At 49.6% G+C, this 22,431-nt stretch carries 23 protein-coding genes; 11 read left to right on the forward strand and 12 right to left on the reverse strand.

What is annotated here, in order from left to right:
• Positions 1–215: 215 nt before the first annotated feature.
• Positions 216–1,184, forward strand: coding sequence for an IS30 family transposase (locus AC6R03_RS06965; protein ID WP_500630616.1), 969 nt, complete (start codon positions 216–218; stop codon positions 1,182–1,184).
• 25 nt (positions 1,185–1,209) lie between these two features.
• On the opposite strand, the gene AC6R03_RS06970 is transcribed toward AC6R03_RS06965, so the two are convergent.
• Both AC6R03_RS06970 and AC6R03_RS06975 read right to left on the reverse strand, forming a co-directional pair.
• Complete coding sequence (locus AC6R03_RS06970) at positions 1,210–1,587, reverse strand: hypothetical protein (RefSeq protein WP_500630615.1); 378 nt, start codon at positions 1,585–1,587, stop codon at positions 1,210–1,212.
• Positions 1,588–1,742: 155 nt separating this feature from the next.
• Positions 1,743–2,795, reverse strand: a complete 1,053-nt coding sequence (locus AC6R03_RS06975; RefSeq protein WP_500630614.1) for a hypothetical protein — start codon at positions 2,793–2,795, stop codon at positions 1,743–1,745.
• An 819-nt stretch (positions 2,796–3,614) separates the two neighbouring features.
• On the opposite strand from AC6R03_RS06975, the gene AC6R03_RS06980 reads away from it, so the two are divergent.
• Positions 3,615–4,577 carry an integron integrase gene (locus AC6R03_RS06980; RefSeq protein WP_500630640.1) on the forward strand — a complete coding sequence of 321 codons (963 nt, stop codon included), beginning with the start codon at positions 3,615–3,617 and terminating at the stop codon, positions 4,575–4,577.
• Here the strand turns inward: AC6R03_RS06980 and AC6R03_RS06985 are convergent.
• Positions 4,574–5,611: a lactonase family protein gene (locus AC6R03_RS06985; RefSeq protein WP_500630613.1), complete on the reverse strand. Its 1,038-nt coding sequence runs from the start codon at positions 5,609–5,611 to the stop codon at positions 4,574–4,576. The genes AC6R03_RS06980 and AC6R03_RS06985 overlap by 4 nt on opposite strands.
• Before the next feature lie 383 nt (positions 5,612–5,994).
• On the opposite strand from AC6R03_RS06985, the gene AC6R03_RS06990 reads away from it, so the two are divergent.
• Together AC6R03_RS06990 and AC6R03_RS06995 are read left to right on the forward strand one after the other, a co-directional pair.
• The gene (locus AC6R03_RS06990) at positions 5,995–6,648 is read left to right on the forward strand and encodes a recombinase family protein (RefSeq protein ID WP_500630612.1); all 654 of its coding nucleotides are present in this window, start codon (positions 5,995–5,997) and stop codon (positions 6,646–6,648) included.
• Positions 6,648–7,859: a multidrug effflux MFS transporter gene (locus tag AC6R03_RS06995; RefSeq protein WP_500630611.1), complete on the forward strand. Its 1,212-nt coding sequence runs from the start codon at positions 6,648–6,650 to the stop codon at positions 7,857–7,859. Before AC6R03_RS06990 ends, AC6R03_RS06995 begins: the two co-directional genes overlap by 1 nt.
• Before the next feature lie 7 nt (positions 7,860–7,866).
• Here AC6R03_RS06995 and AC6R03_RS07000 read toward each other — a convergent pair whose 3' ends face one another.
• A complete protein-coding gene (locus tag AC6R03_RS07000) occupies positions 7,867–9,294 on the reverse strand; it encodes an NAD-dependent succinate-semialdehyde dehydrogenase (RefSeq protein ID WP_500630610.1) in 1,428 nt (475 codons plus the stop codon).
• Between the two features lie 157 nt (positions 9,295–9,451).
• On the opposite strand from AC6R03_RS07000, the gene AC6R03_RS07005 reads away from it, so the two are divergent.
• Positions 9,452–11,299, forward strand: a complete 1,848-nt coding sequence (locus AC6R03_RS07005; protein ID WP_500630609.1) for a cation:proton antiporter — start codon at positions 9,452–9,454, stop codon at positions 11,297–11,299.
• Between the two features lie 89 nt (positions 11,300–11,388).
• On the opposite strand, the gene AC6R03_RS07010 is transcribed toward AC6R03_RS07005, so the two are convergent.
• Both AC6R03_RS07010 and AC6R03_RS07015 read right to left on the reverse strand, forming a co-directional pair.
• On the reverse strand, positions 11,389–12,351 hold the full coding sequence (locus tag AC6R03_RS07010; protein WP_500630608.1) for a magnesium transporter CorA family protein: 963 nt from the start codon (positions 12,349–12,351) through the stop codon (positions 11,389–11,391).
• Positions 12,352–12,465: 114 nt separating this feature from the next.
• The gene (locus tag AC6R03_RS07015; protein ID WP_500630607.1) at positions 12,466–13,308 is read right to left on the reverse strand and encodes a LysR family transcriptional regulator; all 843 of its coding nucleotides are present in this window, start codon (positions 13,306–13,308) and stop codon (positions 12,466–12,468) included.
• 103 nt (positions 13,309–13,411) lie between these two features.
• On the opposite strand from AC6R03_RS07015, the gene rimK reads away from it, so the two are divergent.
• From rimK to AC6R03_RS07035, 4 genes are read left to right on the forward strand one after another with little or no spacing between them, the layout of a single operon-like run.
• Positions 13,412–14,317, forward strand: coding sequence for a 30S ribosomal protein S6--L-glutamate ligase (rimK, locus tag AC6R03_RS07020; protein ID WP_334552982.1), 906 nt, complete (start codon positions 13,412–13,414; stop codon positions 14,315–14,317).
• Positions 14,318–14,322: 5 nt separating this feature from the next.
• Complete coding sequence (locus tag AC6R03_RS07025; RefSeq protein WP_334552984.1) at positions 14,323–15,354, forward strand: succinylglutamate desuccinylase/aspartoacylase family protein; 1,032 nt, start codon at positions 14,323–14,325, stop codon at positions 15,352–15,354.
• Positions 15,354–15,803, forward strand: a complete 450-nt coding sequence (locus tag AC6R03_RS07030) for an ATP-dependent zinc protease family protein (RefSeq protein ID WP_500630606.1) — start codon at positions 15,354–15,356, stop codon at positions 15,801–15,803. The genes AC6R03_RS07025 and AC6R03_RS07030 overlap by 1 nt, the downstream gene beginning before the upstream one ends.
• 6 nt (positions 15,804–15,809) lie before the next feature.
• A complete protein-coding gene (locus AC6R03_RS07035; RefSeq protein WP_500630605.1) occupies positions 15,810–16,673 on the forward strand; it encodes a mechanosensitive ion channel family protein in 864 nt (287 codons plus the stop codon).
• A gap of 49 nt (positions 16,674–16,722) precedes the next feature.
• Here AC6R03_RS07035 and AC6R03_RS07040 read toward each other — a convergent pair whose 3' ends face one another.
• The 3 genes from AC6R03_RS07040 to AC6R03_RS07050 form a co-directional block, all read right to left on the reverse strand.
• Positions 16,723–17,859 (reverse strand): glycerate kinase, encoded by a 1,137-nt coding sequence (locus AC6R03_RS07040; RefSeq protein ID WP_500630604.1) that lies wholly within the window; start codon positions 17,857–17,859, stop codon positions 16,723–16,725.
• A gap of 113 nt (positions 17,860–17,972) precedes the next feature.
• Entirely contained in the window at positions 17,973–19,142 is a 1,170-nt protein-coding gene (locus AC6R03_RS07045; RefSeq protein WP_500630603.1) for a sugar diacid recognition domain-containing protein, read from the reverse strand.
• A 26-nt stretch (positions 19,143–19,168) separates the two neighbouring features.
• Positions 19,169–19,654 (reverse strand): MarR family winged helix-turn-helix transcriptional regulator, encoded by a 486-nt coding sequence (locus AC6R03_RS07050; protein WP_500630602.1) that lies wholly within the window; start codon positions 19,652–19,654, stop codon positions 19,169–19,171.
• A gap of 115 nt (positions 19,655–19,769) precedes the next feature.
• On the opposite strand from AC6R03_RS07050, the gene AC6R03_RS07055 reads away from it, so the two are divergent.
• Complete coding sequence (locus AC6R03_RS07055; RefSeq protein ID WP_500630601.1) at positions 19,770–20,654, forward strand: DMT family transporter; 885 nt, start codon at positions 19,770–19,772, stop codon at positions 20,652–20,654.
• Between the two features lie 87 nt (positions 20,655–20,741).
• Positions 20,742–20,978 (forward strand): DUF2798 domain-containing protein, encoded by a 237-nt coding sequence (locus tag AC6R03_RS07060; protein ID WP_500630600.1) that lies wholly within the window; start codon positions 20,742–20,744, stop codon positions 20,976–20,978.
• Positions 20,979–21,029: 51 nt separating this feature from the next.
• Here AC6R03_RS07060 and AC6R03_RS07065 read toward each other — a convergent pair whose 3' ends face one another.
• From AC6R03_RS07065 to AC6R03_RS07075, 3 genes are all read right to left on the reverse strand, one after another.
• Positions 21,030–21,749, reverse strand: a complete 720-nt coding sequence (locus tag AC6R03_RS07065) for a YebC/PmpR family DNA-binding transcriptional regulator (RefSeq protein ID WP_500630985.1) — start codon at positions 21,747–21,749, stop codon at positions 21,030–21,032.
• 89 nt (positions 21,750–21,838) lie between these two features.
• Complete coding sequence (locus tag AC6R03_RS07070; protein WP_500627348.1) at positions 21,839–22,048, reverse strand: DUF3283 family protein; 210 nt, start codon at positions 22,046–22,048, stop codon at positions 21,839–21,841.
• A 167-nt stretch (positions 22,049–22,215) separates the two neighbouring features.
• Positions 22,216–22,413, reverse strand: a complete 198-nt coding sequence (locus AC6R03_RS07075) for a PA3496 family putative envelope integrity protein (protein ID WP_334553016.1) — start codon at positions 22,411–22,413, stop codon at positions 22,216–22,218.
• Between the last annotated feature and the right edge of the window lie 18 nt (positions 22,414–22,431).

The raw sequence follows: 22,431 nt of genomic DNA on the forward strand, positions 1-22,431 counted from the left end.
GCCTTGCTAACGGGCGATAACGCTTAACCACCCAACTAAAAATTTGTGCCCTAAACACTGAAGCCGATTTGAATGAAAGTGGCCAAGCGTTAGGAGTCCCTGTTAAGCAATTTGTTATGCGACTTGGATTCAAGTACGAAGTGCGACACTTGCCACCAATAAAACAGTGAGATGTGCTATTCATAAGTTTTACTCCCGCCAAGAAGTGAAGAACCATGAATTACACACACCTCACTGAGAATGAAAGGTATATGATTTCTGCGCTTAGAAAGCAAGGAACAACGGTTGCCAACATAGCAATACAGCTAGGTCGTCACAAGTCGACCATCTATCGAGAAGTTGAGCGTAACGCTCGCTATTGTGGTTACAACAAACGGTATTCTTATCAGCCAGCAAGAGCTCAACAGCGAGCTCGAACAAGATTAAGCTATTCGAGGCGCAACAAGCGCTACGATAAATCTGATTTCAGTCTAGTAGAGGCCTTGCTGCGCTTGGACTGGAGTCCAGACCAAGTGGTTGGATATTTGCGATTGAGAGGCTATCCGACGATGAGCCACGAGCTGATTTATCAGCACGTTTGGCAGGATAAAACTGAAGGCGGAACGCTGTGGAAGCACCTGCGTCAGTCAACCAAAATAAGGCGTAAAAGGTACAACTCAAAAGACAGCAGAGGACGCCTAGCCTCGAAGCGCCATATAACGGCAAGACCGGCAGCCGCAGAGGAGAGAAAAGAGCCAGGCCACTGGGAAATTGATACCGTCGTTGGTCGGGGAAGTAAACACTGCATTGTGACCTTAGTCGACAGAATGACGGGTTATACTTTTATAGGTCAATTGGACGATAGAACGACAGAGTCTCTGAATATAAGAATGAGCAAGATAATGAGCCGCTCAAGCTTGCCCTTTAAGACAATTACAGCAGATAACGGGACTGAATTTCACCAATACGCACAGTTAGAAAGGTTCCATAGCTGTTTGTTTTATTTTGCAAATCCATACCATTCGTGGGAACGAGGAACTAATGAGAACACCAATGGATTAATACGGCAATACTTACCAAAACGAACATCTATGTCACACGTGACACAGAAGTTGTGTGATGAAATTGCACATAAATTAAATACACGCCCTCGCAAAAGACTTGGGTATAGGACACCAACGGAGTATATTCATGCGCATCTGTAGAAAGTGTCGCACTTCAAACTTGATACTAAGCGATTGGTGATGATAACTTTGAATTTGCCATTCGCACGATTTGACGGATGGGCTGCAATTGAATTTCTGAAATAATAGCAGCAACAAACCCAACAATTACAACTGGAATTCCAACTGATAAACCAAACCACATAGTGCCACTCAAATCAGGCTGCCCCCACTGACTAGAGAGCGACGATAAGATGGAAGAAAGACCCAAAGTCAACGCTAGAAGCTGAACCCAAGTATGGCTAGACACTACAAAAGTATTTGAATAAGTACTTTTACGAATGATAGCTTTACCAGCTAATCCTCCTACTTTAACTCGAATACTTGAGTTACTACCGGATACTTCATACCCCTGAGCAACCAGTTCATCAATTATTTTTTCCACTCCAAATTCCTTTTTCGTCGGGTCGCATAACGCCGCATTAAGGTGTGAGCAACGCTACCAAGAAACTTAACCAGACCACAGTAAACACAAAACCCAACGATGGAATGAAAAATGCCAAGCGTTGGGAATCACTCTTAAATGCATTGTTATACCGCTTAGTTCTTGACCTGTTGGATGCCTTTCACATCTTTTTCATCAGAATCTAAAGCACTTGTGTCATAGTTAGGTGGCTGTATTGCCAACTTTTCTTTAACGCTATCTAGACCATTAGCCTCCGCTCGTTTTATAACTAAGTCGATTAACTTATGCCTAGTATCAAGGTCGATTAAACCGTCAACTCCTAGGTGTGCATTACCGAACATAAGTGAGTAAATAAAATATGCCGAAGCCATTTTCTTACCGACATGTAACTTAGCTAAAATATCACCAGGCGAGTGAAATTGCGCTTTAGTGGTTAATAACAGCTCATCATTTTCTACAAGAGATAGAAAATATTTTTGGTAACTCTCAACCGTCACATCGTTTAAGTTGGCTTGAGTTAATGCTTCTAAATCATTTAAAGAATCTAGAATCTTTGAAACATATACATTTCGTATATTTTCTTTTTGTTTAATCTTAACGGTGAAGTAAATATCATCATCTTTTCTAAACACTGGGAACAACATATGGTACAAAGCTTCCCAATGCTCATCGATACAAAAGAGTGTCTGATTAGCCATTAAGCTTCGAACAACTCCATAAGGTAGTTCTGATTTAGGCACTCTAGGCCCCCAACTTACATCTCTTCGAAGCGTCATACCCAATGTAAGTTTCAGATCTTTCTGAACATCGTAGATAATTTCCAGAGGCTTACGACTTACATAAGCAGGGCTAGTCACTCGACCGACGCGAATAGCATTATCACCAACAGTTACAACCCAATCCCCTACACTCATATCTGCAACAAAGTGCTTGGCTTGGTTAAAGTGATTTGTACTATGCCTAGAACTTTTGTCGTTTTTGGTGTGTAAGTTTGTTAAGGACTCTTTTAATTTATCGTATTCGGGCTTGAAAAAGTCTACTTTGGTCTCTGGAAGGTTGAGTTTATCTAAGTGCCCTAAAGCCACAACGCCAAACTTCGAAAAATGCTGAAAATACTTCCCTCCGTCAGCACGGACGACCCAGAAACGTCGATTTTCTGGGGGGCTAGAAATCAATTGGTCAATCATAGTCAAACCTAACACATTGCAAATAAGCACATATTACAGTGAAATCAATCGCTAGTCTCTGATTGAACTCTCGATTGCGGTATAACGCCTTGCTAAGTGGCGCCTGCGATAAACGCACAAAACCCACTGAACTCCAAGCCAAAACCGCCGAGCGTTTGGCGTCCACTTGAGTAACTGGTTAGTTGGCTAGTGCGTTGCTCTACCAGAAACGCCACCGTACGAAAAAGTAAACCACCGAACCCAAGCCCACAACACCGCAACCAAAGTTACCCACGATTTACTCAAAGGAATGTGAGCCACTACGCTCCGACAAAGAAAGCGGACACAAAATACCCGTTGAAGTTATTGAGGCGGCAATTCTGACGAGCAGATGAACAACACATAAACCATCTCCTGAAACACCAAAACTCAACGCAACTTTACGCCCACGAAACTGGCAACCAACCTGCACGAAACCTCAATGAGGCAACCCACGAACATTAAAAAGCACTTGGTTCGAGTGATTCAAGCACTGATACCGACAATGCCAAATTGCCGATAACACCAGACGAATGGCCAAAGAAGACGATGAACTAGCCCTAAAAATCACCCGCCAACTAACGCTTTATATACAACCCCAAACCACCTAACCCAACCAACTAGCGCCGCCTATTCTGCATCGATTCTGTGAACGGAATCTGCTAAATCCTTGCAAAACAACTCGCTAAAGGATGAACCCTTATGATACTGGTCGCAATGTGCGGCAAAGTGCAGTCTAACACCAATAGGGCAGCGTACACTGTTTTATATCCGTTAACCGACACACAAAACGTCATGAAAATCCAATCACCGTTTCTGCAACAAGTGACCGATTATATGCGAGCATCGCACTATGCCAATAAAACGATTGAGGCTTACGTGTCGTGGATCAAACGCTATATTCTCCATCATGATAAGCAACATCCGAGCACGCTTGATGTCCAGCATGTTGAGCAGTTTCTCTCGCACCTATCGCTTGATCGAAATGTCGCGGCGAATACTCAGGCTCAAGCACTAAACGCGCTGGTTTTCCTCTATGAGCATATCTTGAAACAGCCGATTAAAGTCGACATCCGATATCGAAAAGCGACCAAACAAAAGAAACTGCCAGTGGTGTTAACCAAACAAGAAATCCGCGCGCTGCTCGAGCATACCAATCCCAAATGGCGTTTGCCTATCCAGTTGATGTATGGCTCAGGTTTAAGGGTCAAAGAGTGTGTCAGGCTGCGCTATGGAGACATCGATTTTGATTTTTACGCGTTGCGTATCCACATCTCCAAGGGGAACAAAAGTCGCATTGTGACCTTGGCCAAAGAACTGTGTCCAGCACTGCATCAGCAAAGAGAAGCGGTAGCAAGCCTTTGGCAAACCGACCTGCTCGCACCGGAGTATGCCGGTGTGATGATGCCTAGCGCGCTAGACAAAAAGTATCCAGGCGCCAACAAAACGCTCAATTGGCAATTTCTGTTTCCTTCCGACAGGCTTAGTGTCGATCCCGCATCCAATCAAACTCGCAGGCACCACATTGATGTCACCACCATTCAACGAGCGATTAAAGCGGCGGCCAAACGGGCCAACATTGAAAAACCTGTGACCTCACATACGCTGCGCCACTCGTTCGCCACGCATCTTCTTGAGAGTGGCGCCGACATTCGAACCGTGCAAGAGCAGCTTGGCCATACGGATGTCAAAACCACTCAAATCTATACCCACGTGATTGAACGTGGAGCAAGCGGCGTTATCAGCCCATTCTCAACGCTTTAAGCTTGGTATTCCACCAAGCAGACAGGCGCATCAATTGAGCACTCATAACCGGTGGGCCTGAATGCATCACTGAGGGTCTCTCGATGAAAACTGACGATGTTATTGGAGTGCTGATTGGCCACCAGCAGCCAATACTCACACGCGCTCAGGGTAAAATCGCGCGGGAACTGACCTTGTGTATCGACTCTGCCAATATTCTGAGGTGGGGTCACTGAGACATCCAAAATAGAGAGGCAGTTCTGCTTACGACAAGAGACGTACACGTAGCGCTCATCTTGGTTAAGGTAAATAGCACTCGCCGCCTCATAGACTGTCTCTTCTGGCAATAGCGGGATCTCAGCGCTCTGAGACCAGCGGCCTTGAGAATAGGTCAGCACTGCAAGCGTTTCAGAGAGCTCACACACCACATAAGCGAGGTTGCTAGCTTGATTGAATACAAGGTGACGCGGTCCACTGCCGGGAGAAAGGGCCACGGAGTAGTCCAGTTCAAACGACGCGAGCGAATCTTGATGACGATAAAAATGGACCCGATCACTGCCTAAATCGACCACCACTAAATGACCATCGATAAAGGTGACTTGATGCGCGTGTGGGCTTGATTGGCGGTGAGTCTTAGGTCCAAATCCGTCAATAAAAAGCGTTGTCGACGTAGAAGAAGGGTGATGATTCTCATCGAGTAAGTGAACACTTACATTGCCACTGCCATAGTTAGCAACAGCGACAAACCGTTGAGCAGCATCGATAGCGATATGGCAAGGCGCATCGCCGTGGATCGGCGCACAGTTCATTGCTCCGTTCTTCTCCGCTGGTTGGAGATGGACAACTTGCGCCCCCTCTTGCTCAGAGACCTCCGAGAAGGTGTAGAGCCCAGTCGAGGTGTTCACCAGATAAGAAGGATTACGCAGCTCACACACATCCTCTAAACGTGTGATTTCTCCTGTCTGAGTATCTAGGGCGATGCGCGCAATGCCGCGGCTTTGGCTAGGGGCATCGGTGTAGGTGCCGACGTAAAAGTGTCTCTGCGTTATGGTCATAATGTGTGTCTTGATGGCGTTTGTTCTACCATGCCGCCAGCAGACGCTGGCGGCAATCGTACTGAGCGATCAGTTATCGAAAGTGTGAAGTAACCTCTCAGTCGGCGTGACGATGGCGACAATGATTTCATCCATGATGATGGCGTTCTCATCAATCACCTGCTGATAGCTCGTGCGCTTGGATCACCAACCGCTGGATGAATCAAAATGACAAGGCGCCAACAACGGCACCTTGTCACGTACTCACGTAAACTTCTCACTTCCCCTCGTAAAGAAGTGTAAATGGCTCATTTGGTGTTTGCATAAATTATGAACCCGAGTATAGTGAACTTAATTGTGAGCCAATACATCATTTGGACTTTTACGTTAACTAAGGAGTCACTATGGCGACTTACCTCTATACTCGCTTCTCACCCAAAAACCGAGCGTATCAAGAACACTTGGCCGCACTACAAGCACACACCGGCGATGCCAAGCACTTTGAAGACCAAGTACAAGGCTGCGTGCCACCCAATGAAAGGGAGCAATTTCAATCGCTCTTCAACAATCTACAATCTGGCGATACGCTGGTGATTTGGTGGTTCACCGTGTTTGGGCGTGATTTTAGCCAAGCTCTCGCAACAATCGAGGATATTCTCGACAAGGGAGTGACACTGCAAACCCTTTGCCAACCCATGACCTTTGCGCCTAATTCCGCAGAAACACAAACGCTACTGAGTATGCTCAGCGGCTATGCGCAAGTACAAACACAGCATCGCTTGTTTGCCGCCGAGCAAGGACGCCGAGCACTCAAGCGTCACCCAGAACAATGGAAACAGAAGTTTCGTGGTAGACCTGCCGATCGCAGCAAGCACAAGCAGATTGCCGCGCTGCTCTTTGAAGGCCTTACCTTAGCTCAGGTTGCCGAGCAGTGTGATGTCAGTTTATCGACCGTCAAACGCGTTAAGGCCAAGCTCAGTGAGCATGATCACGAAGGTGGATTGCGCCGCCGCGGTCATGGAAAACACGCTAACGCTACGCGCAAAGGGGACCGTTAATGGCCAAGGCGATTCACTTTCGCTCCATCTTACTGGCGTGCCTTATCATCAGTATCGGCCAACTCAGTATGGGGTTGGTCTTTCCAGCGCTGCCTTGGATCGCAAAAGATTTTGCGATCACGCTTGATGAAGCGCAGCTTTTGGTCGGTATTTACCTGCTCGGCTTTGGTCCTTCGCAATTTATCTACGGCCCTATCTCTGATGCCTTGGGTCGCAAAAAGGTGCTGCTGACTGGGCTGCTGATTGCGATGTCAGGTCTTATGCTGATCATTGCGCTTAGCGACTCATTTATGGGCATGGTCGCGGGGCGCTTTCTACAAGGGCTCGGCACTGGCTGCTGCGCAGTATTAGCGCGCGCTTCGACTCGCGACCGATTTAGTGGCCCAGAGCTGCCTGTGGCGATGTCATACATTGCGATGGCGGCGTCCATTACCCCACTCATGGCGCCGGTGCTTGGCGGCTTTATCAACTTTCACTTTGGCTGGACGATGGTGTTCGTCTCACTGCTCGGCTATCTCGGATTAGCCTGGGTGGTGATTGCGCTCCGTTTTGATGAAACGCTGCACAGCACCAGTGCCATTCCCTCGCCAAAGGCGATGGTGAGCCAATACCGTGCTCTGCTGACCTCGCGCTACTTTATGAGCTTTGCTAGCATCGGCTGGCTTAATTTTAGCTTGATGATCACCACGGTGTCGGTGATGCCATTTATTATGCAAGATCACATCGGCATGACCTCCGACGAATACGCGATGTGGGCGCTGATCCCAACACTGGGTATGTTGGCAGGCACGAGCCTGTGCAACCGAGTAAGACCGCTGATTGGCACCAAAAAGATGCTGCTGTTTACCCCCGCCTTACACCTCAGCGCAGCGCTGTGGCTGTTCTTTTGCCCGGTAGAACCACTGTTTTTAATGTTGGGGCAACTGTTGATGATCTTAGGCAATGGTATTGCGCTGCCCTGCGCGCAAGCGATGGTGATGCTGCCCTACAAAAAGCAAGCGGGCGCGGCGGCGGCGATGTCGGGAGGCGGGCAAATGGTTGTCTCTGCGCTAGTGAGTATGACGCTAGTGCAGATCGGTCTCAGCCAGGCTTGGCATTTATCGTTTGTCATCGCACTGTTTGCGGCGGTGACCCTGAGCAATATTTTGCGCGGGTTTGATGAAGTTGAGCGCTCAGCCGCAGCCGAGCGCTCTGCACTTTCCACCGATTGACTTAGCGCTATACGCCACCAAAGCAGAGGTATTTGATGTCGAGGTACTCATCCAGTCCCTGCTTGGCACCTTCTCTGCCGATACCGGACTGCTTTACGCCGCCAAATGGCGCCACTTCGGTAGAGATAATCCCTTCATTGATGCCAACCATGCCGTATTCCAGCGCCTCGGCGACCCGCCAAGCTCGGCCAATATGCTGAGTATAAAAGTAGGCGGCGAGACCATAAGGCGTATCGTTGGCCTGCTCAATTAACTGCGCCTCATCGTCAAAGGCGATGATGGGCGCGATGGGGCCGAAAATTTCATCTTGGACCAGTGCCATCGTGTGCTCAACATTTGTCAGCACCACTGGCGCCATAAACTGCCCGTCTAACGTCCGCGCTTTGTTGGCAACGACCGCGCCTTGCGCTGTGGCCTGCTCCACCAGCGATAGGAGATTTTGTTTGGCTTCATGGGTAATGATGGGGCCTATCTCCACGCCTTCGTCGAGGCCATTACCAACCGTTAACGCCTCCACTTTCGCGACAAATTTCGCCACGAATAAGTCGTAAATCTCACGCTGAACATAAAAGCGGTTGGCACACACGCAGGTCTGCCCAGCATTGCGAAACTTAGAGGCGATGGCCCCATCTACCGCCGCGTCTACATCTGCATCGGCAAACACGATAAAGGGTGCGTTACCGCCAAGCTCCATCGATGTGCGTTTAACGTCATGTGCGCTTTGCGCCAGCAAGGCTTTGCCCACTCGGGTAGAGCCAGTAAACGAGAGTTTGCGAATCAACGGAGAAGAGGTAAACCGCTCACCCACCTCTGGGGCGCTGCGCCCAATCACCACCTGAAACACATCAGAGTGGATGCCCGCCTGATACGCCAACTTGGCCAATGCGAACGCGCACAGCGGGGTGAGCTCAGACGGCTTAACGATAAAGCTGCATCCCGCCGCCAACGCCGGCGCCGCTTTGCGGGTGATCATGGCTATCGGAAAGTTCCAAGGCGTAATGGCGCAAGCCACACCCACCGGCTGCTTAATAGTCACAATGCGCTTATCCCCACTTGGTGCGGGGATGGTTTCACCGTAGGCTCGCTTTCCCTCTTCTGCAAACCACTGAATAAAGCTCGCGCCGTAGGCCACCTCACCTCGCGCTTCGGGCAGCGGTTTACCTTGCTCAAGCGTCATCAGGGTTGCCAGTGCTTCTTGGTGTTCAAGCAACAATGCATGCCAGGCAAGCAGGCGATTCGCCCGCGCTTTGGCGCTCAGTGACGCCCACTCAGGCTGTGCCTTATGCGCGCGCCCGATGGCCTGCTCTATCTCTTGTGAAGTGCTAACAGGCACTACACCCACTGGCTCGCCTGTTGCAGGGTTATGCACGGCAAGCCCAGCGTCGGTGTCTGGTAAAAGCAATGAAATCTCGCTCGGATCAAGCCTATTTTCCATGATATTCCCCTAACTTGACTATTCTTACTGATTGACAGCTCTTGTTCACTGAACGTATGGATTTTCACTCTAAGTGGATAAGAAAAAGGGTGCAAGCGCCCAGTTTCAGGTGTAGCTTGAATTTAAAAGATATCATCCATTTTCAAAAGGAATAACAATGAGTTCAGAGATGATCGCCTTGACCCTAGCCGGTGTCGGGGTTCTAGGATTAGTCTGTCAGTGGGTCGCATGGCAACTTAAACTGCCGGCGATTCTATTTTTGTTGATTGCTGGATTGCTAGTGGGGCCAGTGCTTGGCCTGTTCTCACCCGAGCAAGCCTTGGGCGACCTGTTTTTCCCCATCATTTCACTGGCTGTTGCCGTGATTCTATTTGAAGGCAGCTTGACCCTGAACTTCAAACAAATAAGGGGGATCAGTAAAAGTGTTTGGAGTATCGTCACCATAGGGGCAGTGATCTCGTGGATCATTACCTCGTTCGCGACCCACTATTTGCTTGGCCTAGACTGGACCATCGCCTTCCTCTTTGGCAGCTTAACCGTGGTGACAGGGCCAACAGTGATCGTGCCGCTGCTACGCACGGTCAGGCCAAGCTCACGCCTGGCCAATATTTTGCGCTGGGAAGGGATCTTAATTGACCCATTAGGCGCGCTGTTTGTGGTGATGGTGTATGAGTTCATCGTCTCACAAAGCGAAGTGCACAGCTTAGCCGTATTCGGCACCATTTTGGTGGTCGGTTTTGGCTTGGGCATCGCGGCGGGCGTGTTGGTGGCCGCCATGATGCGCCGCCATTGGTTACCGGAGTATTTACAGCCGTTTGCCGTGCTAACGATTGTGCTGGGGGTGTTTGCCGCCTCCAATTACCTTGAACACGAATCGGGTCTTTTGACCGTAACCGTAATGGGCGTATGGCTTGCCAACGTCAAAGGCGTCAGCATTGCGCACATCCTCCATTTTAAAGAGAACCTCACCATTCTCTTTATCTCTGGTCTGTTTATTCTACTCGCCGCGCGAGTGCAAGTGTCCGACTTTGAGCAGCTTGGTTTCGCGGCGTTGGTGCTGTTTGCCGTCATCCAGTTGGTGTCTCGTCCGGTGTCAATTTTCCTGTCCACGGCGCGCAGCCAGCTGTCGACCAAAGAGAAAGCCTTCCTCGCTTGGGTTGCCCCGCGCGGTATCGTTGCCGCTGCGGTCTCTTCACTGTTTGCCATTAAACTGACCTTTTTGGAGGTCGAAGGCGCAAACTTGCTGGTACCACTGATCTTTATGGTCATCATCGGCACCGTAGTGCTGCAAAGTGCCACGGCCCGCCCGATCGCGGCTTGGCTGGGTGTCGCAGAGCCTTCGCCAAGAGGCTTTTTGATTGTGGGTGCCAACGATGTTGCGCGCAAAATTGGTAAAGCGATTTCAACCTACGACTGCCGAATTCTGATGGCCGATTCCAACTGGGACTACGTACGCAAAGCGCGCATGGACGGGTTTGATAGCTACTACGGCAACCCCACCTCGAGCCATGCCGAAGACAACCTCGACCTGATTGGTATTGGTCAGGTGCTGGCGGTCACCCCCGACCAACATTTCAACTCTATTGCCAGTGTGCAACTCGCGACCGACTTTGGCCATCGCAAGGTGTTTTGTCTGCATGAAAAGAAAAGCGATGAGTCACAAGATAAGCATACTCACAACTCTGAACACGCCTACTCCCTGCTGCTCGGTGGCACAGTCAGCTATAAAAAGTTGGCCAGTATGATTGGTCAAGGGGCTGAAATGAAGCACACCAAGATCAGTGATAACTTCACCTTTGAGGATTACAAGACGCAATACAAAGACGCCACCGTGGTGCCGTTGTTTGTGGTCAATGTGAAAAACCGCATCCAGATTGTCAGCCAGCCTGATGAACTCAAGCCCGTGGCGGGCGAAATCATGGTGTCACTGATCCACAGCAAAGAGAACAATCACAAAGAAAGCACTCTCAAAGACAATAACGGCCGAGAGGCGAAAGCCGAATAACGGTACTCGGCGAAGCATCACACGCCAAGCCATAAAAAAACCATCGCCCACCGATTTGGTGGGCGATGGCGTTTATGAATAACCGCTCGCTACAACCAGCGTTTGCGCCTAAAGACGTACAATAGCGCCGACGCGACACCAATCATCACACCCCACAACACAAAATAGCCGTGCTCAAACCGCAGCTCAGGAATGTATTCGAAGTTCATTCCGTAGATACCGGCAATAAAGGTCAGCGGCACGAAAATCGCTGATACCACCGTCAATAGCTGCATGGTCTTGTTCAGTTGATGCGAGCTCAGCGAGATGTAACCTTCAATCAAGTCGCCGCACAAGTCGTAGTACATAGAAGTTAAACTTTCGAGACGATCGAATTTATCAAACACATCACGGAAGCTGTGTTTCACCTCTGAATCGTTCATATCAATGAAGGCCAGCTCTTCTTCCATCACCTGATCAATCAACTTCACGTGGTAGGACTGCACGCGGTGAATTTTACGCAGATGGGATTTAAGCAAAATCAGTCGCTGCATCAGCTCATCACTGGATTGCGTCAGCATGCCATCTTCCAACTCACTGATTTCATCTTCCGCTTCTAACACCGCATCGGTAAAACGCTGCGCCGAGGCGTTCATGATTTTACTCAACAGCAAGCTTGGTGAACGCAAATACTTCGCCAGCGATTTGTGCGCCGCTAACGCTTCAATACCAAACGAGTGTTCCACACGGCGGGTGATCAGGATTTTTTCACCGACAAAACAGGCAAGCGCCATGGTTTTTAAATCGAGATGTTCTTCAACATGACTAAAACCGCGATAAAGCACGAAAGTATGCTGATCAAACTCTTCCACCTTAGGCGGACGGCGATCGCGCTGCGCATCTTGAATGGCTAATGGGTGGCAGCCTAGCTTAGCGAGAAGCTCGGCTTCCTGCTGAGCGGGCTCCTCATAAAAATCTAACCAAATGTGGCCACCTTGAGTTTGCCACTGAGTGATTAACTCCTCGCCGCCTTCGGACAACTGATTGTCATGTAGATAAAACGCTTTTAGCACTCTGACGCTCCTTAATTTTCACGCCCAACCGTGATTTTTTACGGTTAAAAAGTGAGTTGATAAAAAAAATCGAACAATTAACCGGATAAAACAAACATTATCTAATGCTGAAGGTTATCTAATACTATAGGGAAACAGCATCAGTGAATCCTCAATCAGCTCACGTTTGTGGCTGCTGGCCAAGTAAATCGCATAGATATCACGATGAAACGTCGGCGTATTGGGCACCAAATGCAGTTGCTGACGTCGCAACTGGGCAAAACACATCTGCCGCGGCAAGTACGCCGCCCCGCCCGCATCCAGAATAAATGAGAGGGCAACATTGGGCTGCGTCATATGATGCCTTGGCGCGAGCTCTTCGCCAAAGTGATGGGAAAACATAGAGTTAATCGCATCACCGTAATCCACCATCACAAAGCTCTCTAGCTCCGACGCTTCCCTTACTGGCGTCGTACTGACCAACACCAAAGGGACAGTGCAGAGCTTTTTCGCCACGACTTCATCGGTATGTGGCGGCTCAAACAGAAACGCGATATCTAAGATTCGGTTGAGGACCCGTTTACGCAATTCCACCGATGAGTATGTGTGGGTGTAAAGATGGGCATCATCAATATTACGGTGAATTTTTTGTAACCAGTCATGCAGCACGATATCCCAAATGGACATCATGGCACCTAAAAATAGCTGCGAGCCATCGCTGTCTGTCACGCCGACTTCTTGCTTAATTTTGTGCCACATCGCCATCATGTCGTTGGCGTGCTTGACCATTTTATCGCCTTCTGCGGTCAGTTTTAGGCGCTTGTTAGCGCGATCAAACAGCATCACCCCCAACTCATCTTCAAGCTGTTTGATTCGGGAGCTGACCGCCGCCTGCGTCAGGTGTAAGTTCTGAGCAGACATCCGAATATGGAGCGTTTGGCTCACTTCAATAAAGGTCTTTAGTAATTCAATCTTCATCGGTTTTGATAAATTTTTTCAAACAAACTGTAAGAAATATAGAGTTTTGCTTATCGATTTTCAAAGACTACAGTTAAGTCGCACAAACACAAAGGAGTGCCTCATGAAAATCGCTATTCTGTCTCGCAATAAAAAACTCTATTCCACTCAGCGTCTCGTCGAGGCGGGTATCGAACGTGGCCACGAGGTCGATGTGATCGACACTCTACACTGTTACATGGATATAACAAGCAGCCGCCCTACCGTGCGTTATCACGGTGAAGAGCTGCCGCTGTACGATGCGGTGATTCCGCGTATTGGCTCTTCCATCACCTTCTACGGCACTGCTGTGGCAAGGCAGTTTGAAATGATGGGCACCTTTAACGTCAATGAGTCGGTGGCGATTAGCCGCTCTCGTGACAAATTGCGCTCGCTACAATTGCTGTCTCGCAAAGGCATTGGTCTACCAAGAACAGGCTTTGCAAGCAAACCGGACAACATCAAAGACTTGATCAAAAACGTCGGTGGCGCACCGCTGGTCATTAAATTGCTTGAAGGTACTCAAGGCATTGGCGTGGTACTTGCGGAAACCTCTAAAGCGGCGGAGAGCATCATCGAAGCCTTCATGGGACTGCAAGCGAACATTTTGATTCAAGAGTACATCAAAGAGTCTGGCGGCGCTGACATTCGCTGTTTGGTGATTGGTGGACGCGTGGTTGCTGCAATGAAGCGTCAAGCGGCCGAAGGGGAGTTTCGCTCCAACCTGCACCGTGGCGGCTCTGCGGAGATCATTCGTTTGACCAAAGAAGAGCGCGAAACTGCGGTCAATGCGGCCAAAGTGATGGGCTTGAATTTCTGTGGCGTTGACTTGCTGCGCTCTAACAGCGGACCGATGGTGATGGAAGTCAACTCCTCTCCAGGTCTAGAAGGCATTGAAAAAGCAACCAACCTCGATGTGGCGGGCAAGCTGTACGAATTTATTGAGAAAAACGCCAAATTTAACGCCAACAAGACGCGTGGCAAGGGTTAATAAGCATGACAGAACTGAAAATTGGCGCTCACACGATTAAGCCGGGCGAGCGTAAAAAGATTGCGCTGCCAGTAGCAAAGCTGTATACAGACGCCGAAGTTTCGCTGCCGGTGTATATCGTGCGTGGAAAACAGGCAGGGCCGACGATTTTCGTCAGTGCCGCGGTGCATGGTGATGAGCTCAATGGCATTGAAATTGTCCATCGCATCATCAACATGAAACGCTTTCGCGTCCTGCGTGGTACGGTGATTTTTGTGCCTATGGTTAACGTGCATGGTGTGATTCATCAAAGCCGTTATTTACCTGATAGACGCGATCTCAACCGCAGCTTTCCGGGCTCACCTAAAGGGTCCCTCGCGGCTCGAGTCGCCAATATTTTTAAAACCGAAATCATCGACAAATGCCAATACGGTATCGATTTGCATACTGGCGCGATTCATCGCACCAACTTGCCACAGATCCGGGCTAACGTTGAAGATGAGGTGACCGCAGAACTGGCCAACGCCTTTGGTGCGCCTGTGGTACTGCACTCGGAAGAAATTGACGGCTCACTGCGCGATTGCGCCGCCAACTCGAATACCAAAGTCTTGGTGTATGAAGGAGGTGAAGCACTGCGCTTTGATGAGACCTCGATTCGTATGGGCACCCGTGGCGTGATTCGCGTCCTGCGCCATCTCAACATGGTCAGCAAAGGTCGCAACCAACGTAAAGGGGTCCCTGAGCCTGTGGTCGCTCGTGGCAGCCAATGGGTTCGCGGCAGTGCCAGTGGCATCGTCAGACACAAGTACCAGTTGGGTGACTACGTCAAGAAGGGCGATGAACTGGCTACCATTAGCAGTGCGTACGGTGAAAAGTTGGCGGTGATTGTCGCGCCTCGCACAGGGGTCATCATCGGTAAGCAAAACATTCCTTTGGTTCAAGAAGGCGAAGCCATGTATCACATCGCCTATTTTGATGAAGATGAAAAAGCGGTCGCCGAACAGATAGACAAACTGTCTGAAGACGTCGCCTCTAGAGAGATAAAAGAAGGTCTGTAATGAAAAGAAGCAACACAGAAAAAGTCATTATTGGTCGCTTAGAGAACATTTCCTTGCCTGAACTGGGCATTGATAATCTCACCGTGCGAGTGGATTCAGGCGCGCAAACCTCGTCCCTACACGTTGATCACATTAAGCTTATCAAAGTGAACGGTAAACCCGGTATTCAGTTTGATATTCACCCAGAAGTGCACGACGTCGACAAAGTGGTGCGATGCAAATCTGAGTTGTATGACCTGCGCAAAATCAAGTCATCCAACGGTATGTCAGAGCAGCGCTACGTGATTGAAACGATGGCCAAATTGGGCGAGTTAGAGTGGCCGATTCAGATCACGCTCACCGACCGCTCAGACATGACTTATCTGATGTTGCTGGGCCGCCAAGCGATGGGCAAACGCTTTTTAATCGACCCTGCGCAGGTATTTTGCGGGTCTAGCATACAGGAGTAGAACACTATGTTTGAGCAAACCATTTCATGGTTAGAAATGACGCTCTTTACTTTTAACGAACAACCGATCACCTTGTGGGCCATCTTGATGGTCCCTACTTGGGTGGTGGTGAGCTTGTGGATCGCGAAATTGATGATCAAAGCGGTCTCATCAAGGTTGGCGTCCAATGGCAAAGATCCCAACATCATCCATTTGATTGAGCGGATTTTGTTTGTGATTGCCCTTGGCATGATCTTCCTCACCACCTTGTCGATGCTCAACATTCCGATCACGGCGTTTGCGTTTCTCTCCGGCGCTATTGCGATCGGTTTTGGTTTCGGCGCACAAAACATCATCAACAACTTCATCAGTGGTTGGATTTTGATTGGCGAAAAGCCGATTCGAATCGGCGACTTTCTTGAGGTGGAAGGCGCAAAGGGCAAGGTGGAGCAAATCAACACCCGCTCGACCCGTATTCGCCGTGTCGATGGCGTGCATATGTTGATCCCAAACAGCAAGTTGCTTGAAAATACAGTGATCAACTGGACGCTACGCGATGAACTGGTGCGCGCGTCGGTTGTCGTCGGTGTGGCATACGGCAGTGATGTTCGCTTGGTCGAAAAGCTGATGCGTGAAATCACCACCAGCAATCCAAAGGTGCTGCCTAAACCTGAACCCAAAGTCTTTTTCCAAGACTTTGGCGACAACGCGCTGATCTTTGAATCCTTCTTCTGGATTCACTCGCAAGTTGAAGGGGGCATCCGATCCGTCTCAAGCGAGATTCGCTTCGAGATTGACGCCGCGTTTAACGAGCACGGCATCACCATCGCCTACCCGCAGCGTGATATTCACCTCGACGGAGCCATAAAGATAGTGCGAGAGCCGCGTTAAATGGCAAGGAAGGGAGCATGTTGCTCCCTTACTAATCTTTTGAAAATGCTCACTTAACACAAAGAGCCAGCGCCGCCGCAACGTTTCTCGCCGTCAGCTCCACATTGAAGGCCGCTTCTTTTAGTGCAGTAGGAAGATCGGTCGCGCCGAGTACGACGCTAAAAACGGCATCAAGCCCATGTTGATGGACAATCGCGCAATCTTTAGCAAGGCTACCGGCAATACCGATCACAGGAATATCGTAGCGTTTGGCGGCTTTAGCTACACCGATGGGGGTTTTACCATGAATGCTTTGGCTATCGATGCGTCCTTCGCCTGTGATCACCAAATCCGCATCTTGGAGGTGAGAATCAAGCGCCAGCGCTTGCATCACAATATCAATGCCGGGTGTCAGCTTCGCATGAAGCACACCCAGTAACGCCGCCCCTAGACCACCAGCGGCGCCCGCTCCGGCCTGATGTTTGACCATAGCCCCAGTGGTGTGCTCAATGATGTCAGCATAATGCGCTAAGTTGTCATCTAGCTGCTTCACCATCGCCGCTGTCGCCCCTTTTTGCGGACCGAACACAGCAGAAGCGCCAAACTCACCACACAGTGGGTTGTCCACATCGCACGCGACATTGAGCTCCACCTGAGTCAAGGCAGGAAGGAGTCCACTAAGATCAAGGCAATCTAGCTCACGCAACGCACCGCCACCGAATGCGATCTCATTGCCTTGTCTGTCCAGACAACGCGCGCCAAGCGCCTGCAACATGCCGACTCCGCCATCGTTGGTCGCACTCCCACCAATACCAATGATGATGGACGTGACGCCCTGTGCGATGGCAGCGAGAATCAACTCTCCCGTTCCATAGCTGGTGGTGGTAAGCGGATTGCGATCCTCTGCGGCAACGAGATGAATGCCCGATGCCGCGGCCATCTCTATCACCGCAGTGCGGCCATCACCCAGCAATCCATAAAACGCCTCAACAGGCTCGCCCATCGGGCCGGTTACCACTGCAGGTACAATACTGCCTCCCGTGGCATCAACCAGCGACTGCACTGTGCCCTCCCCGCCATCGGCCATCGGCAACTTGATGTAATTCGCATCCGGCCAAACGGTGCGGCAGCCTCGCTCAATCGCATCAGCGACCTCCATCGCGGTTAAGCTTTCTTTAAATGAATCTGGTGCAATCACTACTTTCATCGGTTTTCCTATTTCGCCAAGCACAAATGAGTATCACCAGTATAGAATGGCTTGAACGTCATTTAATTGGATGTATTGACAATATTGATGAAAAATAATGCTAGTTTATTGTGTCAATAAACAATTTTTGCTTGCAGCGCGAGGTAAAGCGCCACTTTATCTTCGAGGCAAGAAAGTCGTTTGTCAGTGAGTGCTTCCACTTTCTCTAGACGGTAGCGCAGCGTATTTTTATGAATATCCAACATTTGGCACGTGCTCATCGCATCCTCATTGTGCTCAAAATAGGTGCGTAGCGTATGTAGCAGCACGCCCTTACGATCTTTGGCTATTAGACGCTCAATCGGCTCTACAAGCTGATGCTGATGCCAGGACGATTGTCGTAAACTCGCCACCAATGCCGCCAAGGTGTGTTGATGATAAAACTGGATGGACAGAGACTCAGAAGTGGCGATAAACAGCAGTGATTGAGCACTGAGATACGAGCGCTTGAGACCATCTAGCCCTGGATAGTAGTGCCCAACGGTCAACCGAGCGGAGTAGCCGCTATCACAATGGCGCTGGATGCACTGCTCAATGGTCTGCCATCGCCTCAAACATGCATGTTCCTCACGAGATTTATCCCAGAGCTGAGCCTTAACTTGCGCAGGCACCAACAAGACAATCTCATCCGGTGCATCAGGCATCAGGCCAATTAAGGCGTCACGCTGAGTATGCTCTAAATCCGCAATGAGCGCTTGAATCGCCTCTAGCGACAAAGGCGTTGGCACCGTTGAGCTCACTTTGAGGATCAATGCAAGACGTGGCTGACGTAAATCAATGGTAAGCCGCTCGGCAATCGTCGCCAATTGCCCTTCTTGAACATTTGGCGCTCCTAGTAATTGCTGCAGGAGTTTCTCTCTATGGCGATTATCCCATTGCAGTTCCGCCACCAAAGCGGCTTGCTCAATGACCATTTCCGCCGTCATTTTGACTAACTCAGCGTAATAGCGTACCTCTTGGGGTTCTCCGGATAAGCCGACTACGCCAATCATTTGTCCACGATAACGAATCGGTAAATTGATCCCTTGTTTAACCCCCACTAACGCCTTGGCCATCGAACTATCCACTTCGACCGCACGTTGCTCTTGCAGTACCAATAAGGCGCCTTTATGAGAGCGATGAAGACGACTCTCGTCACTCGAACCAATGACGATGCCACACTCATCCATCACATTGACGGGGTAAGGCAAGATGGACGAGGCGCGCTCAACAATATGAAGCGCGATGGCAGGGGTTAATTGCATCGGCATACTCTTTGGTTGTCCGTCATCTAAGATTCCAGTTGCTGCTGCCACTCTTTAAGCAGAGCGGTCAGCGCTTCACGCTGCGAAGCGTTCAGCCCTTCGACAAGGCGATGCTGAAGGGCCACGTGCTCGTCGAGCAAGGCATCAATCACAGTGCGCCCACGCTCCGTCAATTCAACCGCAACGCTGCGTCTATCTTGCTCACTGTGAATACGTACGATCAAGCCTTTACTTGTGAGTTTATCAAGACGGTTGGTCATCGCCCCAGAGGTCAGCAGCATCGCGTTGATAAGCTCAGAAGGGGTCAAACGATACGGCGCGCCACTGCGGCGCAGGGTGGCCAAGACGTCAAATTCTCCCAATTTCAAGTCATACTGCTTGTGCAATTGAGCCAGCGCCGCTTCGATCTGCTTCGCAATGCGCAATAGCCGCCCCATCATGGCCATCGGCCCTGTGTCGAGATGCGGTTTTTCTGTCGACCACTGCTGGGTCAAGGTGTCAATGACATCCACCGGGGTGCCTCTCCATTATTCTGACATGCGGATTTACCTTAACATAAAGATACTTTACAAGCACGGTGAATAGGCGTATGGTTCGGGCCAATATCTTAACGTAAAGATAAATTAAATGAATATATTGCTTGCCATGATCCCTGCGTTTTTTTGGGGTACCACTTACGCCGTGACACAGTTCGCCCTTACAGACTGGCCGCCTTTGCTGCTTGGCGCATTGCGCGCGCTACCGGCAGGGCTGTTATTGCTTGCAATAAAACCGAGCTGGCCCAAAAGAGGTGAATGGCGAGTACTGGCTCTACTAGGAACGGTCAACATCGGGCTGTTTTTCAGCTTGATTTTTGTCATGGCACTGCGATTGCCGTCTGCAATTGCCGGTGTTGGCATGGTCTCTGTTCCTGTGTTTGCGCTGAGCTACGCGGCGATCGTTCATAAAATCAGACCGACCTTACTGCAATCGGTTTGCGGCGCATCCTTGATCATGCTTGCGTGGTGGTTGTTCGATCCCAGTGCGATTGTCCTTGATCCGGTTGGCTTGCTCGCCATGCTGGGCGCGATTTTATGCATAGTGACAGGCAGCGCGTTGACCAAATCTTTGGGCAGTCGCATCCACTGGTGGAAAGTCCTGACGTGGCAATTACTCATTGGGGGTGGTGTACTCACCTTAGCGGCGCTGCTCCACAGTGTCTCGTCACCGGAGCAGTACGCCTCCGTCATTGAGCACTTTTCAATGGGCAATGCACTCGGGTTAGTCTGGGTGGTCGGTCTGAATACGGCGTTTAGCTACGCCATGTATGTCTGGCTGCTACAAAGAATGACTGTGGTCGATTTTACTTTTGGCGGCATTGCCAATCCAGTCGCGGGCATCGTGTCAGGGATGATACTGCTTGGTGAATCCTTCACTCCCTTTCAGTACAGCTTAATGCTGGGCATGATCATTATGTCACTGCTGCCTCAAGCGGTTTCGGCGTTAGCGCACGATAGAAAGCGTGTCGCATAATCGTCGAGGTTTACACTGTAAACCGGTTAGACACATTACTCACTCGCATGCAGAATAGCCAAAACAACCATTTAATGAGGAGCTACAATGAGTCGTAAACAATTTTGGATTTCAGCCCTACTGTCATCCTTCACAATGGCGTTTATCATGTCTGGGCTGCTGTCTGGCTACAATTTGGGCTTTAACGCCACCTGGCCAGCCGCTTGGATGAGAGGCTTTACCTTGGCGTGGCCATGCGCTTTGGTCTTGAACCTCACGGTACTGCCACAAATTCGCCGCTTATCAGCCTGGTTGGCCAGCCCAAAGACCAACTCACAGGCATAAAAAAACCGAGCCAAGCTCGGTTTTTGTTACTCTATTCGTCTTACTCGTCGATTACGACAATTCAGCGTTGTGGTAAACCTGCTGAACATCGTCACAATCATCAAGCATATCAAGGAACTTTTGGAATTTCTCCGCATCCTCACCACTGACTGGCGTGTGAGTCTGCGGTACGAAGGTGATTTCCTCAACATCCAAAACTAAGTCTGGGAACGCTTCGCTCAATGCCGTTTTGGTTTTAAAGAACTCGGTATGAGGTGCGAACACTGTGATCACGCCATCTTCCAGTTCTACGTCAGTGACGTCCACATCTTCCATCATCAAGGTCTCTAGGATGACCTCGTCGTCATCACCTTTAAACTGGAACACCGCTTGATGGTCGAACATGTGTGATACTGAGCCTTCCACACCGATTTTCGCGCCTGTTTTCACAAAGCACTGGCGAACATCTTGGAAAGTACGATTGCCGTTATCAGTCAAACAGTCAACGATAACGCTCGTGCCACCCGGACCGAAACCTTCGTAGCGTGCAGGTTGGTAATCTTCACCGCCACCGCCGCTGGCTTTATCTAGCGCTTTATCGATCACGTGCGCAGGAACTTGGTCCTTTTTCGCTTTTGCAATCAAATGCTTAAGCGACAGGTTCATGTCTGGGTCTGAACCGCCGTTTTTTGCACACACGTAAATTTCTTTACCGTACTTGGAATAAACTTTAATTTTTGCGCCTGCAGTTTTCGCCATTGAGGCTTTGCGCACTTCAAAACTTCTTCCCATCGGGATGTTCTCTCTAATTTCAATTTAACGCGAAGGATTTTAGCAAAATGCGAGGGCTTTTCAATTTCTCGCCTTGCTGAGAAATGGGGTCACAACACGCCCATTACTCGCTTATATTTGGCTACAGAGTCTAAGAAGAACGCTTTCTCGTTCTCATCTTTGATTTTGGCCGCTTGCTGATTCACTTCATCTGGGCCAGTTTTAGCCTCACGGAGCTTCCAAACCAAAAATGACGCTTGTTTATCAAGCTCAACCTTGTTTTTTTCTTCGGCAGGAAGGTTCGACAGGTTAATCGACATCAATCACGCTCAGTTTCTGTAAAAATATGGAGTGGGAATATACCACACACCAGCGAGCAAAGTAGAGTCTCAATCACCTCGCTCACCCGCCAAGATCAAAAAAACATCGCTCTTTTGGAAAAACTAAGGGCGGCACTATGGCCGCCCTTAACTAATTAGGGGATTGCTTAATGAAGTAAGCCAAGTTCTTTCGCTTCTTCAATCGATAAGCCGCTTTCACGTATCTCTCTCAATGCTTCAATACGTCTACGTGCCTCGGCAGATTTGACTGCCTTGGTTGGCTCTTTTGTTTCTACTTCTTCCGTGAAGTCCCACTTACCGGCAATATGAGTCATTTCATCATGGTCAATAGAATTAATGGACATAGTAACCTCCGAACAAAC

The organism is Vibrio sp. R10-SG-ISO4, from assembly GCF_059834135.1.